Origin of the sequence: Neobacillus sp. GCM10027624, from assembly GCF_042675345.1 — a bacterium.
GTDB classification, from domain to species: Bacteria; Bacillota; Bacilli; order Bacillales; family Cytobacillaceae; genus Neobacillus; species Neobacillus cucumis_D.
This window is the reverse complement of the sequence record NZ_JBHTHD010000013.1, coordinates 366,547-381,782: the sequence shown is the minus strand read 5'-3', so window position 1 is coordinate 381,782 and position 15,236 is coordinate 366,547. Positions and strand designations below refer to the sequence as shown.

At 30.6% G+C, this 15,236-nt stretch carries 14 protein-coding genes; 8 read left to right on the top strand and 6 right to left on the bottom strand.

Going from position 1 to position 15,236, the window contains the following annotated elements:
• Positions 1-136 precede the first annotated feature (136 nt).
• From ACFQZ9_RS22880 to ACFQZ9_RS22860, 5 genes are all read right to left on the bottom strand, one after another.
• The gene (locus tag ACFQZ9_RS22880; RefSeq protein WP_498945598.1) at positions 137-886 is read right to left on the bottom strand and encodes a nucleotide excision repair endonuclease; all 750 of its coding nucleotides are present in this window, start codon (positions 884-886) and stop codon (positions 137-139) included.
• Between the two features lie 127 nt (positions 887-1,013).
• Entirely contained in the window at positions 1,014-2,084 is a 1,071-nt protein-coding gene (locus ACFQZ9_RS22875; RefSeq protein ID WP_498945596.1) for a PD-(D/E)XK nuclease family protein, read from the bottom strand.
• A 39-nt stretch (positions 2,085-2,123) separates the two neighbouring features.
• A complete protein-coding gene (locus ACFQZ9_RS22870) occupies positions 2,124-2,510 on the bottom strand; it encodes a hypothetical protein (protein WP_498945594.1) in 387 nt (128 codons plus the stop codon).
• A 131-nt stretch (positions 2,511-2,641) separates the two neighbouring features.
• Positions 2,642-3,193 (bottom strand): hypothetical protein, encoded by a 552-nt coding sequence (locus tag ACFQZ9_RS22865; RefSeq protein WP_498945593.1) that lies wholly within the window; start codon positions 3,191-3,193, stop codon positions 2,642-2,644.
• A gap of 351 nt (positions 3,194-3,544) precedes the next feature.
• Positions 3,545-4,627 (bottom strand): DUF8606 domain-containing protein, encoded by a 1,083-nt coding sequence (locus ACFQZ9_RS22860; RefSeq protein ID WP_498945591.1) that lies wholly within the window; start codon positions 4,625-4,627, stop codon positions 3,545-3,547.
• A gap of 106 nt (positions 4,628-4,733) precedes the next feature.
• Between ACFQZ9_RS22860 and ACFQZ9_RS22855 the strand changes: the two genes are divergently transcribed.
• Entirely contained in the window at positions 4,734-5,414 is a 681-nt protein-coding gene (locus ACFQZ9_RS22855) for an EcsC family protein (RefSeq protein ID WP_498945589.1), read from the top strand.
• A 474-nt stretch (positions 5,415-5,888) separates the two neighbouring features.
• A complete protein-coding gene (locus ACFQZ9_RS22850) occupies positions 5,889-8,246 on the top strand; it encodes an nSTAND3 domain-containing NTPase (protein WP_498945587.1) in 2,358 nt (785 codons plus the stop codon).
• A gap of 166 nt (positions 8,247-8,412) precedes the next feature.
• Here the strand turns inward: ACFQZ9_RS22850 and ACFQZ9_RS22845 are convergent, their stop codons facing one another.
• Positions 8,413-10,701, bottom strand: a complete 2,289-nt coding sequence (locus tag ACFQZ9_RS22845) for an AAA family ATPase (RefSeq protein WP_498945585.1) — start codon at positions 10,699-10,701, stop codon at positions 8,413-8,415.
• 389 nt (positions 10,702-11,090) lie between these two features.
• Here ACFQZ9_RS22845 and ACFQZ9_RS22840 point away from each other — a divergent pair, with 389 nt between their 5' ends.
• From ACFQZ9_RS22840 to ACFQZ9_RS22815, 6 genes are all read left to right on the top strand, one after another.
• Entirely contained in the window at positions 11,091-11,252 is a 162-nt protein-coding gene (locus ACFQZ9_RS22840; RefSeq protein WP_498945583.1) for a hypothetical protein, read from the top strand.
• A gap of 141 nt (positions 11,253-11,393) precedes the next feature.
• On the top strand, positions 11,394-11,534 hold the full coding sequence (locus tag ACFQZ9_RS22835) for a hypothetical protein (RefSeq protein ID WP_498945582.1): 141 nt from the start codon (positions 11,394-11,396) through the stop codon (positions 11,532-11,534).
• 61 nt (positions 11,535-11,595) lie between these two features.
• A complete protein-coding gene (locus tag ACFQZ9_RS22830; RefSeq protein ID WP_498945581.1) occupies positions 11,596-11,793 on the top strand; it encodes a hypothetical protein in 198 nt (65 codons plus the stop codon).
• Positions 11,759-12,211 carry a recombinase family protein gene (locus ACFQZ9_RS22825; RefSeq protein ID WP_498945579.1) on the top strand — a complete coding sequence of 151 codons (453 nt, stop codon included), beginning with the start codon at positions 11,759-11,761 and terminating at the stop codon, positions 12,209-12,211. Before ACFQZ9_RS22830 ends, ACFQZ9_RS22825 begins: the two co-directional genes overlap by 35 nt.
• Positions 12,177-13,589: a recombinase family protein gene (locus ACFQZ9_RS22820; protein WP_498945577.1), complete on the top strand. Its 1,413-nt coding sequence runs from the start codon at positions 12,177-12,179 to the stop codon at positions 13,587-13,589. The genes ACFQZ9_RS22825 and ACFQZ9_RS22820 overlap by 35 nt, the downstream gene beginning before the upstream one ends.
• The gene (locus tag ACFQZ9_RS22815) at positions 13,586-15,166 is read left to right on the top strand and encodes a recombinase family protein (RefSeq protein ID WP_498945575.1); all 1,581 of its coding nucleotides are present in this window, start codon (positions 13,586-13,588) and stop codon (positions 15,164-15,166) included. Before ACFQZ9_RS22820 ends, ACFQZ9_RS22815 begins: the two co-directional genes overlap by 4 nt.
• Positions 15,167-15,236: the final 70 nt, after the last annotated feature.

Here is a 15,236-nt window from a genome sequence, read left to right as displayed (position 1 = left end):
TGATTTTATCCTTAAACAAAAAAAGTCTCAAAAAACAATCGTTTTTGAGAAGTTAAATCACAGCTGGGAAGCAAGATCTAGAGTTATGCTTAAGCAATTCCTTTGTGCCCGAACTTCCTTGTGCTTCTTATCTCTGTTACGGAAGATATATTGATGGTGTTATATTCTCTAAACTCACATATTTTAGTTGGGCTCTAGGTGATTTAGTTCCAATATTCCATATCTCATCCTTCAACTGCTTTATATTTGTAAATCTTGACTCTTGTTTAATAAGAACTGATTCTAAGTATTCTAAAAACCGTTCCTTTTGTGTTTTATTATCTGATGGATATTTAAATGAACTAAAGGTACTAGGAATAGCCAGCCCATCAAAATTTATTTCTTTATGTAATTCAATTAAAACTGCATCTTCCAAGGAAACTGAATTTTTAACTGCATACTGTTCGAATTGACTCCAATTCTTTCGCTTTAATGATTTGAAATCTTTTTTATACTTATTTAAATTTAATCCCTTACCTTTTAATTTACAACGGGTATTAAATGGGGGATTATACTTTTGTATCATTCTAATTTCATAAAAGAACCTGTGGTGAGGGTTTTTATCAAAAATATAAATTTCAGATTTATATATGTACTCATATTCATCTTTGTGTTTAATATACCTCCCGCTTTTTGTTTGTCCTAAGTGCGTATCTCCTTCAAAATGGTTTGTCAGTCGATCCCCCAAATTTTTCGCTTCACCAATATAAATAGTTTCACCATTCTTATCTTTAAGTATATAAACACCCGATTTTTTACTTATTTTTAATTGTTCTAGTTTATCACTATCCCATACATATACCTCTCCTGCTTTAATTGGGTCATCGATTGTAATAGTAATTGACATAAAACCATTCTTCTCCTTGTTTATTTGTTTTGTACGTATTTTATTTAGAATGAAAACCCTTATAGTACTTACCTGTTTCGTTACTTCATAGAAAGGCGATGCCATTCATTAGCACACGCTACTAATCTTAAATCCATTTGAGTTGCTTATTATTAAGTTTTAATTGATACAAATCTTCTAGCTTTTCAATTAAATATTCCTGAATACTATTGATGTGATCTTCGTTAGATAAAAAGTCCACTAAACTCTTTGCACTATATCCATAAAAATAATCATTTTCGTCGGAAGGTGGATTGAAGATCCAATCGGCTGTGTCTCTACAAAAATCCTGTATGACCTTTTTGGCATCCTCTTTCCTTCCGCAATTTGGGTGTACTTCTATGAATACTGTTAGAAAGGGATACTCCTCCTCAGTAAACTCAAATCCACAACCTATAAACTTCCAATCAGTTTGATCATTTATGAGTATGTATAAGTTATTGTCTCTTAATTGAGTTGTTCTATGTGACCATTGTTTGGGTTTTCCAAACAATTCACTAAACTTCACAGATACCTTACCATCTAATGTTTCATCCAGCATAGATTGAAGCCTTTGTGCGTTTTGTATAGCGTAAATATCTATTGGTGTAAACTTTCGACTCTTATTCAATTCCAATCCCTCCATATAATCTAATACTTGGCTGCAATATAAGTCTGCCTTGAATTGTAACAGCCAGTTGTATACCTGGTACCATCTTATTTGGGTAAAACCACTTCCATTAAAACTATCCAATATATTCGAATCTTTTGGATCATAATGTTTCGTTATATATAGAAGGTGTGTAAAATAACCACTTTTCCGGTGTTCTCTTAGATGATCTGCATATCTTGTTAATTGGTCAAATCCTTCTGCACTACCAATCTTATTTTCTATAAATAATAAATGCTCTTTATTTTTATACGCAAAAGATATTACGATGTCAGGACGGCTATCGACCGTATGCCAAATTAATTTATTGTAAGTTCTCTGAGTAAAGACCTGAATTGAATTAATTTCTGATTCATTAAAATTAATTTGTAAGAAATTATTTAAAAATGAAAATAACCACTTTGAATTCTGTAAAATAGGGCTGATTATTTCGGTCAAGTAATCCTCTAACTGATGAGTGTCTTTATTTTTAAGTAAATCATAAATTCTATTAAAAAGTGGTCTCTTCATTTAACCCCTCCTTGCTTGTGTATAATTTCCCATTTTGAATCATAGCGTTAAGGAAGTAATCCCGTTCTTTAGTATATGTATAGTAGCAGCTTTGTTAATCTTTTTATCATAATCAGCAAGAAGCAATTGAACTTGAGATAATAGTTCATAACTTTTTTCAGATGTTTGTGGTAATTTTACAAACCACATTTTTAATACATCTTCAGTATCAACACCCGTTTTCCTTGAACCTCTATCGTACTTTTTAGTACTCATAGCCCTGTAACCAATATATTTGCTTGGCCCAAATAAATTAATAGAGGCAATAAAATACCAATGTCTAAACTGCGACAATTGTGTAATTATATCAGTCTTATTTTTTAAATCTTCATTAAATTGTTTTACGTTTTCTAGGACCTCTTCTAGACTTGTTACTAATTCATCCATAACAGTTCTCCCCAAAATTTATTTATCTCTACCTGTTTCTCTTGTTAATTCTTAATACTATAAGAAAAGCAATTAACATATTCGAAAAACTAGTAAGTATAACTCCGCACATACTTACTAGTTTTGTTTCTCTACTTTAAAACATAGTATGGATTTTCTACTAATTCGATTCCTGCTGTTTCATACCTAATAAACAAACTTTCATAATCCCATTCCTCATTGACACACATTACCCTTCTTAGCCCTTTTTCATCTAATTTTTTATCTTCTTCTTTGGTTATAAGAGCTGTAAAGTAATACTTTAATAGGATATTACCGATAATACCTTTATCCGGAGACTCATTTTTTAATTCTTTAATAATATCTTTGAAATATATGTTTTTACATACTACGTGTTCCTTAATGTATGGAGTTTTCTTGATAGGATCATACATTTCTAAAGCTTTTGGGGTAATATATTTATGCACCCTTATACCATTCCAATCATAATTTATATCTAAAGTTTCTTTTGCAGAGGACCTTAAACATCTATATACGAAACCTTGAATAAAATTCGTACTATTTTGAAAGGTACGTATAGATTCAGGATCCATTAATTTTATTGCATTGTAGTTTCTTACTAACCACTCTACAGCCCTTTTATAAACTAATTTCTCGGCTGATGTAGTATTATTTTTTAACATATTCATACCTCACTAGTGCTTAAGGAAATAACACTTACAGTAATTCGTATCATACTCTTAGCTAGATTTAGACTATATGTATCCAGTTTTCCCTTAACAGCTTCTTTATCGGTTGTAAAAAAATAAGTAGCTCCATCTTTAGAATATGATTCACCGTACCAAATCCCCTTTAATAGCAGACCAATTGAAACGTTTAAAATTTGTTTCTTTTTTGAAAAATCTTGCCGCCTCCTGAATACTTTGACATTCAGCGATTAATCCTTCTCCTTTGAAAATGTTTAGGGGGGGTTCTACTTTGTTTTGAATTATAGGTCTTTTTCTCTCCATATTGCACCTATCTATTTATTATTTTTATTCATCTGTATTTATTTCGAAAAACTCTAAAACTTTATCAATAGTGTATTGACTTCTCAATTTATAGGCACTATTCTGATTAGCTCTTAAGCCCTTCACCCAAAAAGCTTCCTCCTTAGATACATTGGCTAACCACTTCACTTTAACAACATACTCACACTTCTCAAGATCTTCTACATCGTGAAACATATTGGTTGCTTTGAGGTTTAGATCTGACATTTTAACTTCTGTTTGATTAACCTTAAATGTAACATCTTTTATTGGTTTAACAGTATCTATTACTGTACCAATACCGACATATCCACTTTTAGGTATCATACAAAATATTCTTGAACCAACAAATAATTGGTTTAATGTCCTACTATACCAACGTCCACCACCTGCTGAAATAAATCCATAATTTACTGCATCCTCCCATTTTCTAGAAGCCTTATCTTCAAAATTAACTACAAAATCTTGTTTATTCCATTTTTCCTTTTTATTCTCTACTTTTGTATTACTAGATTTCTCATCTATTACATTAGGATCTAAAAGCCAACTTCTAGTTAAGAAATGTTGTTCTCCCTCTTCGAAATACCGGAAGAAAACAGCATTAATTGGAACATCATAATTATTTGATAAATAATTAATTATTCTCTCTGTTTCACTATCAAGTTGTGACGAAACGATCGTAATTTGATGTGTGTCATTTAACTTATCTGGTAAACTATCATCAAATTTTTCAGCAAATGCTTCTTCTAAGGGGCCGTTATTTTTTTCTTCGTATATTCTTAATACTTGATCATATGAAAGATTCTGTACCCAGGATGCATAGTCTATTGCTTGAGCTACTACTTCTCTAGGTGCTCTATTCTTCTTTAATTCAATAATATGAAGGTTTCCCTCTCCATCTATTGCGAGCATATCTAAATATTTCCCATACTCTGTTTGAACTTGTCTACCAATCAATAAAAGATCATCAGATAGAATAGACAAATCTTTCGACAATATATCTTCTAACTTTTTTTCTGATTCAATTACAGAAAAATCAACCTTTTTTATACCGCCATTTACCTTCCATATCCCAACTTCTATAGGCATATACTCACACCTCTATATAATATTAATTAAAAGAAAAATTGTAATTTTCACACTTAGTTTTATAGTATAATATTACCATAATTTCCTAAGAGAAAGGTGAGTAATATTGTCTAAAACAAAATCTTTAACACACGATGCAATAATGAAGGCCTTAGATTGGTCTTATGATAAAGCAATTAATGGTGGTGTACCTGGAATGGACACCGCCATAGAATTAGCTGATAGTTATTTAAAAAAGAGTGGGACCCTAGACGAAAAAGTTAAAAGTTTAATACTTTGGCAAAACACAAAAAGTGCTACTAGTGGATTTTTAACAGGTTTGGGAGGACTTATTACATTACCTGTTGCTGTACCCGCCAATATAACTAGCGTTATTTTAGTTCAAATGAGAATGGTTGCTGCTATTGCACATATCGGTGGTTATGATGTAAAAGATGACCAGGTTAAATCTTTTGTTTATGCCTGTTTAGCTGGAAATGGAGCAAAAGATATTCTTAAAAATGCCGGCGTTCAGATAGGAAAAAAACTTGCAGTAACCGGTATTAAAAAAGTTCCTTTCGAAGTAATAAAAAAAATCAACCAAGCTGTAGGCTTTCGCCTACTAACAAAGTTTGGAGAAAAAGGAGTCATCAATTTAGGTAAGATGGTACCTTTAGCAGGAGGAATAGTTGGCGGTACCGTGGATGCAGTTGCTACAAATACTATAGGGAATGTTGCATACAAGCTGTTTATTCAAGAACAAAACTTTAAAAGTAATGAAGAACCTGAAATTATTGATATGGTATAGAATTATAAGGTCTGTTTTAAAACATATGAAGTTTGAGGATTTATACTACAAATTCATTAAAGCTGAGGGTGAGTTCTATGAAAATAACCAAAGACATAATTGCTCGATGTTACTATTATTCAAAAAAAGTCTATCAAAGGCAGATTAATAGAACTACTTCTACTATTTAGTGAGTTAGGAATGAACCAAGGTAGTGCTGGAGATTGCATTGAGGATTGAATGACACATCCTTCAGGGAAATAATAGTATAGTTTTAGGAGTTAGAAATTGAGAACAAAGGTAAGTTATTCGCATTTACGAGAATTTAAGCCTTTTCAACACCACGCTTGCCTAGCAGTTAATGTTGACTTTATCTTTCTTTTTATTAATTGATGGTTTTAAATTAAAGATAAAAATTTTAATTAATGTTGGTTAATATTATTAATGTATGTTGAAAGGCTGAAAGTTAATGGATCTAAAAGGGAGAGGAAATATTTGTACGACTTTACAAATCTAAGTGATGTAGAATTTGAAAAACTTAGTTCAGATATATTAAGTAGAAAGTTAGGAGTGAAATTACGATATTTTGCACCCGGAAGGGATGGAGGGATTGATTTAGTAGATGATGTTGCACAAAAAAATATTATTGTTCAAGTAAAACATTATGCTAAAAGCAGTTTTAGTAGTTTATTAACCTCTTTAAAAAAAGAAGTAGATAAAGTAAAAAAACTGAAGCCAAATCAATACTATGTATGTGTCTCTCAACAAATTACAGCGGATAATATAAATGATATTTATAATCTATTTAAAGATTATATGGAGGATACTTCCAACATAATTACAAGAGATATTTTAGTCGAATTCTTAGAACAAGATAGTAATCAGGATTTACTTAGAAAAAATTTCAAATTATGGTTATTATCAGATAAACTTTTAAAGGATATTTTTAATAATAAAGTATTTATTGATAGTGAAGTATTATTAGATGATATTAACGAAGAATTTAAATATTTTGCTCAAACAAAAGTTTTTAATGAAGGTCTAGAAATTTTGAAGAAGTCTAGATTATTAATGATTCAAGGTTCGCCCGGGGTAGGAAAATCAATTAACTCAAAAATGTTGGCTGCTGCGTTTGTCAAAGAAGATTATATTATTAGATACACTACGGATGGACAAGTTAGCAATATCAAAAGTGTCATATCCCAAAATCCAGATGTAAAGGAAGTCATATTATTAGATGATTGTCTAGGACAGTATTACTTTAGTTTAAAAGAAGGTCAAGATTTAGAATTGGTATCTTTAATAAAGTATATAAAACAGTATGAAAATAAAGTTCTTATTTTAAATACTAGAGTTACAATTTTTAACGAGGCAAAAAGGTCCCGACTTCAATTCAGGCGTTATTTAGACAAAGGAAAGTTACCTATTAAGACTATTGATATAGATGCAATTTCGTCAGAAGAAAAGGCAGAGATTTTTTATAACCACCTGTCAAAAAATAAAATACCTAAAACTTATTTTAACGAATTGCGAAAAGATAAAAAGTATAGAAAAATAATTGAGCATAGGAACTATAACCCACGGATAATTGAATTTGTTACTGAAGAGTATAGATATAGTAAAGTTAGTCCTCCTGGCTATTATAACTTTATTTTAAATCACTTAAATAATCCTATGGACGTATGGGCAGATGAATTTGAGCAAAAATTAGAGGAAATAGATAGAATATTTATGTATACACTCTTTTCTTTGACGGATACATATACGGATATTATTGCTTTAGAAGATTGTTTTATTTTTAGATTAAATAACGAGGGTCGTGCACAAAGTACAGTAAATCTATTTGATGATGTTAAATCTAGATTAACTAAATCTTTAGTCAAAATTATGGATGTTAATGGTTCAAGTAAAATCGGCGTTCTAAATCCCTCTATAAATGACTATATGAACAGTTATCTCCAGTCAAATAAAGTTGGGCTAAATGCAATTAAGGAATCTATTTTATATATTGAACAATTTGAAAAGGTTTTTGAGAAAGAAGAAGTAGAAAAAATATTGATTAGTAAATTGATATCAGGAGAATTTATTAATTTAAAAAGCTATGGTAATAAAAAAATTGAATACTTATTTTATGGTATATCTAAATATAATATTTTAAATGATAGTTATAAACCACTTATAAAAAGTTGCTTTTATAAAATAGATGAAAGTTTAAGTTTTTTTGGTGAAAAACTCGAGAAAAAAGATCTTTTAGTTAAATTCCTAGAAGAACCTGCATTGTATAATTTTTATGAGATTGAGCAGAATTTAATGACCGAGGAGTTTAAAGATGATTTTATAAGTAATTTAGATTATAAAGGACTAATTGAAGTTTTATCAGTAATAAAGAATAAAGAATTATCACTTCCCGGATTAACTGAACAATTGAAGTCGGACTTTTTTGATTCATTGGATTATTATTTAAGTGACGATATAGAGATATATGACTATATAGAAGATATTGATGGTTTCGAAGTTTTTTATGATTTAATGCCACCAGAAGAGCATTCTAAGGAAATCGATGAAGAGATACAAAAACTTCATTCTAGTGTTAGTAATCTTATTTCAGATGAATTAAGAAGTCAGTTAGATAAAAAGGTAGATTTTGAAGCAATTAAAGAGGAAGTGGAACAAATACTTGAAAAAACCATTTCTAAAGATAAAATATATGATGCAGTTGAAAGACATCTTTATCAAGAAAATGAACCTGACTTCGATGATTATCCAGATGATTATGAAAATAGAGGGTATGAACCCGGAGATGTAGATCCAACTGATATAATATTTGAAAGAGATTATTCAGAAGAAGAATAAATAATATTGTGTCCTTACACATTAACTATGTTATACACAAAAATATTTAGTTCTATTTATCAATGATCAGGATATTCAGATTAGAAAGTTTATATAAAAAAACTAAACCACCCTGGATTATATATTAGGGTGGTTTTATTGGTGAATACACCAATATATTTTTATCTTACTTTTTTTCACTACCACTAGCAACTTCCTTCATAGCGAATTTGATCTCAACTAGTGCTTCTTGTTCTTCTACCTTTTCATCTGCTTCTCCATCTTTATCAATATGAATTGTTTCATATTGATAATCACCCATCATCATATTGAAATGAGCCCTATGATCCTGAATATAAAATATCTTCTTAAAAACATCGAAGTATCTTTCCACAACTTCTTCATTACCTTCGACATACAAGTCTTCACTTATATAATGTGAACCATCATTAATCCACGAAATCAAGGAGCGGCATATCACTTTTTCTTCATATTCAAATTTATCTTCTAAATCATCGATATTTATATTTCCGAAGAACTTAAAATAATTTTCTAGAATTCTCCGCATAACATTTTGAATTGAGACAATACTTTGGTTCTCTCTTATTTTTAATTCCCTCCATAGTAGTTCATATGAGGTCTTTATCGGGTTATCTTGATACCTTTGAATGTAGGATTTATTATTGCTCTTTCTAACAATCCAGAAACTTCCTTCACCGTAACTCTTCTTTCCTTGATTGAAAGTAATTTCTTTATGGAAATAAATATTATGAGTAAAAATAAATAATTGCTTAATATCTGTGGAATTATTTTTTATATCGAACATTATTTGTCTAACTAAGCTGCTCACCATAAACAGAACGTTACTGTCTAGACTGGAAATAGGATCATCAATAACGACTACCTTATCCGTAACGATATCTTCTTTATTATTAGCACCTTTTAAAAGTTGGTAAAAATATAGGAATGTTATAAATGTCTTTTCCCCTTCACTTAATGTATCTTTAACATCTTCACCATCTTCCCTTACAATTTTATAATTTCCTTTTTCAGAAGTTGTGGCCAATTTAAAGTTTTTAAAGCCAAAAGATTTAAGGATATTATTTATCTCATTGACTGAATGCTCAACACTAGTGACTTGTTCTTGATATTTTAGAAGATCGTTCTCAAATTGGCTCTTAAAACCATTCTTTGTTTCCCGGCTACGATCCAAACCTATCAAAGCCTTTTCAATTCTGGACTTTTCTCGGTTAAAATTATCAATGTTTGATTTATTTTTTTCCGCAATATATCGCCACATATCATTAATTAGATTTTCTTTTTCTACCTTTACATTCTCAATCAATCGATTATATTCATTAATTTTATTATTTGCATATGTAATCTCTTTATTTATCTCTTTTATGAAACTTGATAATTTGACCAGTTCTACAGATCTACTTGGTTCCTTCTTCTTTTGTTGGATTAATAGCTTGTTCTCTTCATACTTAGATTGAATTAAATTAAGTAATTGTTGAAGTTTGTCTTTTTTAATAAACGAATTTTGTTGTTCAGCTAATATACTTATCTCTGCTATTATAGATTCGATTCTCTGATGATATTTCTCAGTAGCGGTTGTTAAAGCTTCAATTTGTTTTATGTATGTTTGATCAAAATAACTGTTTATTTTGTCTTCAAATGCACTAGGAAGGGTTTGCTGACAAAAAGGGCATATCCCTTCCGTCTCTTTTAAAATCAAACTTCCTTGTTGTACCCAGTCACTGATGTTTAATTTAGATATTAAGTCAGCAATATCAACATCTTCCTTACCTATAATCTTTTGGCTTAAAATGGGGTTATTCTCTAATGTCTCATCATAAGAAATACTTTTAATTAATTGAACTTTTTCAGCCGGCCTATCAAAAATAGACTCCTTCTTAAGTTTAATCTCTTCGATTGTTTTTAACTCTTTATGCAAATTACTAGATTCCTCTAAGCACTTTTGCATAAATTTATCTTTAGAATTTCTAAATCCCTCAATTAAATCTTTAAAGTCAGTATCTATTTCTCTTTTTATTTCCCAACATTTTTCTCTGAACTCATCTATTACATTTTCTTTTTCCCTTTTCTTTTCATCATATATATCACTTATTCTTTTTATTTCATCCTGGTGACTACGTACCTTTTCCTTTAAATCGTCTATTGTTGCTTTTAAATCAACCGAATCCTTACCTAACGTAAATATACCTTTAATTGGATTATCTAAGCGGAAATTCTCATTAACAAAGTTACGGTTATAAACATAGGTAACCATATTTTCATCTTTCCACTCTAATGAGCAGTTTTGAAAATTTTCTGGGTTACGAATAAGCTCAGTAATTGTTGTTTTACCGGTTCCATTGTTACCGTATATAAAATTTATCTTTTTTAAATCATCTAGTGTAGCACCGTCTTCATTATAAGTGGCAACGCTTTTTAAACTAATTCTACTGATCATTTTTTCACTCCCTAATCTGCTAGAAAATAAGTCCTCATATCCCAATTAAACCTTACCATAAAATACCATACAAGAACTGTGGTTTTATTAAAATTTAAAGAATATAATCCTTTCGATTAAATTTTGATCTAGTAAATTAGGAATAAATAAAACGAATAATTAAACACAACTTTTGTTGTTTCCTAATTTGATGAAAAAAATATTTATTTTTTTCTAGAAACCTTGGTTTTTGAAAAAATTAAAGAATATAATCCGTTTGAAAAATTAAAACAAGAAATTTGGAAGTAATTCAACCAATAATTAAACACTTACATAAAAGATAGAGTATTGAGCTTTAGTTACATCCATTTTTCAGAAATATTCATCATAAGAATAAGGAGAGATACTTTATGAAAGTTTTCCGCTGCTATGCTTCACAAGAAAATGCACTGAATGTAAAAACTATTATCCAAGAGTTATTAGTTTCTGAAGTAGAAAGAATAATAGACCAATCAGCAAAAGATAACAATCCACTAGATAAAAATAGACAGTTAGGAAGTGATTGTGCTTGAGACATACAGAACAAGATTTTTCATTAACAAGAATAGACCACAACAACTTTGCAGAAAAATTAGTAAGGCTACAGGAGGATGGTTACATCTCACCATTCCTACTACAGCAATTTCTCAGCTATAAATATTGGAGGATAAACAATGAAAGAAAAGAACTTTAAGTCTTTTCCCGGCCAGGAGAAAGGAATTATCCAAATACTTATTAAACAAACAAATGTAGAAGAGTCTGTTCAGCTAAGATTTGATTTGGAATTCGACGACCCGTGCCCAATAGTTAGTTAAGTTTCCTTAACCGTTTAAAACACACCTATTTCCGTCAAAGATGTAAAGCGGAGGTGTGTTTATGCGGAAGAAAATTAATATCCAGACGGATTCTGAGATTAACCCTGTAGCTGAGATTTGGATTCAACATTTAATTCAGCGAATAATTGTTGAGCAATTAGATTTACCTCATCGGCTTCAGGCAAAATTACTTCATCAAAAAATTCCGAAGGAAAGTGAGAACAATGATTCAAACAAAAGAAAACATAACAAAGTATAAGGTATTCTACCGTCGAGCTAACATCACCAATCAAAATCTAGAAATGCAGGAATCAGCTGATGCTTTATACAGAGAGAATTATTCACCTAGTGAGATTTTAATAATGAATGAAAATGGAGTTTCTGCAAACACAACTATTGAGAATCGGCCACAAATGAAAAAACTGTACCAAATGATTATGAAGGATCAGATTGATCTTATCTACGTTTATGACCGGTCAAGATTGTTCCGAGATTTTTATTTATTTAATGATTTTCTTTTACTCTGTAAAAAGCATAATGTGAACATTTTTTATACTTCAACAGGAAATGGTTATCAAAAGGAAACACACTCCACACTTTTAGACAATCTTTTTATTAAAGATAGTAAAGGGAAAAGAAACAATGGTTCAAACAGTAAAGAACAAAAGCAAGTATAAAATCTTTTTTCGTAGAGTGAGTACCACCAACCAGGATTTAGCTATGCAGGAATCAGCTGATTCTATGTATCGCAAGAATTACATTCCTAATGAGATTTTAATTTTGAATGAGGATGGAGTTTCTGCTAACAAACTGGATATTGAGAAAAGGCCACAAATGAAAAAACTAATCCAAATGATCATTAATAATCAAGTTGAGATTGTCTATGCCTTTGACCGCTCAAGATTGTTCCGGGACTTTTATGAGTCTAATTACTTTGTTTCACTGTGTAAGAAACATAATGTAAAGATTTTCTTTACATCAGCTGGGAATGGTCATCAACAGGCAACAGATAGCACACTTATTGAAGGCGTAATGAACATTGTAAGTGATGTTGAGGGAAAAAACATTGCTAGGCGAACAGAAGAAGCGAGAAAAAGATATCCAGCTCATAAGCTTGGATACATAAAACAAAAAGAGACTAAGCAGTACATTAAGGATCCTAGTAAAAAGGATGCTTTACTCCAATTCTTTACTGCAATCAAAAAGGTTACAACACACAAAGATTTGGAAGAAATTTTAAAAGAGTATAGAAAAATCCTTAAAACTACTACAAATCAACTAATTAGAATTGCTAAGGATCCTTTTTATGCCGGATATGATTTGACTACAGGGAAGAACAACCTTTCACACGTAGAGCCTTATTTAAGTTATGAGGGCTTCCAAGAGTTACAAGCTCACAATACCGTGTTTTTAACTTATCAAGAGATTGAACGATCTTTAAGGAATCAAGATATTTACAATGTGAGTTGCGGCATTTGTAGGAAGCCAATGATTTTTCATATGAATATCCCAGCTGAAAAAGCCTGGTACTCCTGCTCACGAAAACACTCAAAAACTTTATTAGAAACTGAAGATTTATTTCTAATTATTAATAAGTCACTAGGCAAAATCATTGAGCACTTAAATACAGAACTGCTGCTTAAAGATTCAAGGCATTTCTTCCAAATACTTCGGAAAAATGTTGATGCAGAATTGAAATCACTAGAAGTAAAAAAACATAATTTGATGGAAAAAATCATTTTTGATACTGATGATTTTACCAATTGGAAAGAGAACCCTCATTACGTTGAAATTACAAAATTAGAGAACATACAAAAGGAGCGTCTTAACCTAATAGAAGAAAAAGGTGACCTTTTATTAGAAAATGAAAGTTTAGTAAAACTTGTAAAAGATTATTTACATAAATGCAAACAAACTAATCCTTTTTTCCTAACTTCGTTGCTTATCCGAACATTATATGTTTATCCAAATGAGGTAAATATTGAAGTTAACAAATTTGACTATCTCCAAGATTTTCGTTCCCAATACATTTTTAAAGGAGATGATTTACTTTGAAATTAGCATTTGCTTATATTCGCCGCTCTTCGTATAAGCAACAAGAAAATAACAGTGTCGAAATCCAGAAACAGCATATTCAGGAATTCGCCAAGCGGAATCAAATCATTGTTCCTGATGAACTAATTTACATCGAGGATGTTACAAGTGCATATTCCAAACGTGCGGCTCAACGGAAAATGTTGATGGAACTGGGAGAAAAAATGGTTGAAATGAATATACCGACTGTTATTTTTCACGATATTTCTCGGATGGATCGTACTGGTTATTCATTCACTATTGATTTTTACCGCCCAATGTTAGAAAAGCTGCCGGAACTAGAAGTCTATACAACTGACTCGAATAAACCTATTGATCCTGAAGACACTAGTATCAAAATGAATTTCTTGTTATTCCAACACGAATCAGAAGTAAAATCTGAGCGTGCAGTAGGTAATTTAACAACTTTTTTAGAAAGTAAAGAAACATTTAGACCCGGATCAAAAACTCCTTATGGATATAATCAGATTAAAAAACAAAAACACCAACAACAATTGGAACCAAATGAAAATGCTGACATTGTGTCTTTTATTTTTTTCCTGTCAAGCTGGGGGAAATCTTTACAAAAAATCGCCATAATCTTAAATGAAGCAAATATTCCCTCACCGATGGGAGGTACTTGGCGGTCTAGCACAGTTGAAAATATCCTTAAAAATCCAGTTTATACAGGAAAATTAATCTGGGATATACCTAAACGGACAGATGGTGGAAAAAAGCAATTTGTTTTTGAAGATTCACATCCCGCAATTATAAACAAATTCCAACCACAGTTAATAAAGTTAAATAACCAACTTCAAAAGACTTTCGGCAGAATAGATACACCGTTTCTTTTTTTAAACAAGGTGAAATGCAGACATTGCGATCAATTGTTAATTACTCAAAATGCTTCGACTAGACGAAATGGTAAAAAGTATCCTTATTATTACTACGTATGTAAGCATTGTGGTTATAAAGTAAACATCCAAGAAGTTCACGACAGGTATATCCCTTTGATTTTAAAGCGTGTAATGGAACTATTATCTAGACACCAGATAGAACCTCAAACCTTATCATTTATTAATCATATGATTAATGAGGTTGAAAACAGTATCAACTCTAAAAATCAACTCTTAAAGAAACTCGAGGAAAAACTAAAAATTGCAAGGGATCTTAAAGATCGAGAACTTGAGTTGAAAATTTTGGAATTTATTCAACAACACAAAATTTTTTTAAAAGAATACACGATTTGCCAAGAAAATTTAATGACAACTTATCAACTTGTAGAAAAGGATCAGTTCTTTTCCAGATTTAATGAAATACTGGATCATAAATTAGGATCAGATGAGAAAAGACTCATCATCTTGTATTTTGTAGACTACCTTATTCTCTCTACTGATCAGGAACCACAATTACATTTTAAATCAAATATCTTCTCCCAATCTAATGGATTAACCTATTGGATGAATTATCGAAATGTAATAATTGATTATTGGACAAATAACCGAACATTTAGCTGTTGGAAATATCGCCAACTTAGACTATACCCAGAACCCCTATAACAAGGGGTTTCATTTGAGGCTTGTTCGGTACTTTATCCAGATTGGTATACCATTACGGACAAAGTATCGA

Coding starts and splice junctions, on each gene's coding strand:
- ACFQZ9_RS22840 (WP_498945583.1), top strand. CDS start 11,091: ATGAAAGTTTTCCGCTGCTATGCTTCACAAGAAAATGCACTGAATGTA.
- ACFQZ9_RS22865 (WP_498945593.1), bottom strand. CDS start 3,193: ATGTTAAAAAATAATACTACATCAGCCGAGAAATTAGTTTATAAAAGG.
- ACFQZ9_RS22820 (WP_498945577.1), top strand. CDS start 12,177: ATGGTTCAAACAGTAAAGAACAAAAGCAAGTATAAAATCTTTTTTCGT.
- ACFQZ9_RS22870 (WP_498945594.1), bottom strand. CDS start 2,510: ATGGATGAATTAGTAACAAGTCTAGAAGAGGTCCTAGAAAACGTAAAA.
- ACFQZ9_RS22880 (WP_498945598.1), bottom strand. CDS start 886: ATGTCAATTACTATTACAATCGATGACCCAATTAAAGCAGGAGAGGTA.
- ACFQZ9_RS22835 (WP_498945582.1), top strand. CDS start 11,394: ATGAAAGAAAAGAACTTTAAGTCTTTTCCCGGCCAGGAGAAAGGAATT.
- ACFQZ9_RS22825 (WP_498945579.1), top strand. CDS start 11,759: ATGATTCAAACAAAAGAAAACATAACAAAGTATAAGGTATTCTACCGT.
- ACFQZ9_RS22875 (WP_498945596.1), bottom strand. CDS start 2,084: ATGAAGAGACCACTTTTTAATAGAATTTATGATTTACTTAAAAATAAA.
- ACFQZ9_RS22860 (WP_498945591.1), bottom strand. CDS start 4,627: ATGCCTATAGAAGTTGGGATATGGAAGGTAAATGGCGGTATAAAAAAG.
- ACFQZ9_RS22830 (WP_498945581.1), top strand. CDS start 11,596: ATGCGGAAGAAAATTAATATCCAGACGGATTCTGAGATTAACCCTGTA.
- ACFQZ9_RS22845 (WP_498945585.1), bottom strand. CDS start 10,701: ATGATCAGTAGAATTAGTTTAAAAAGCGTTGCCACTTATAATGAAGAC.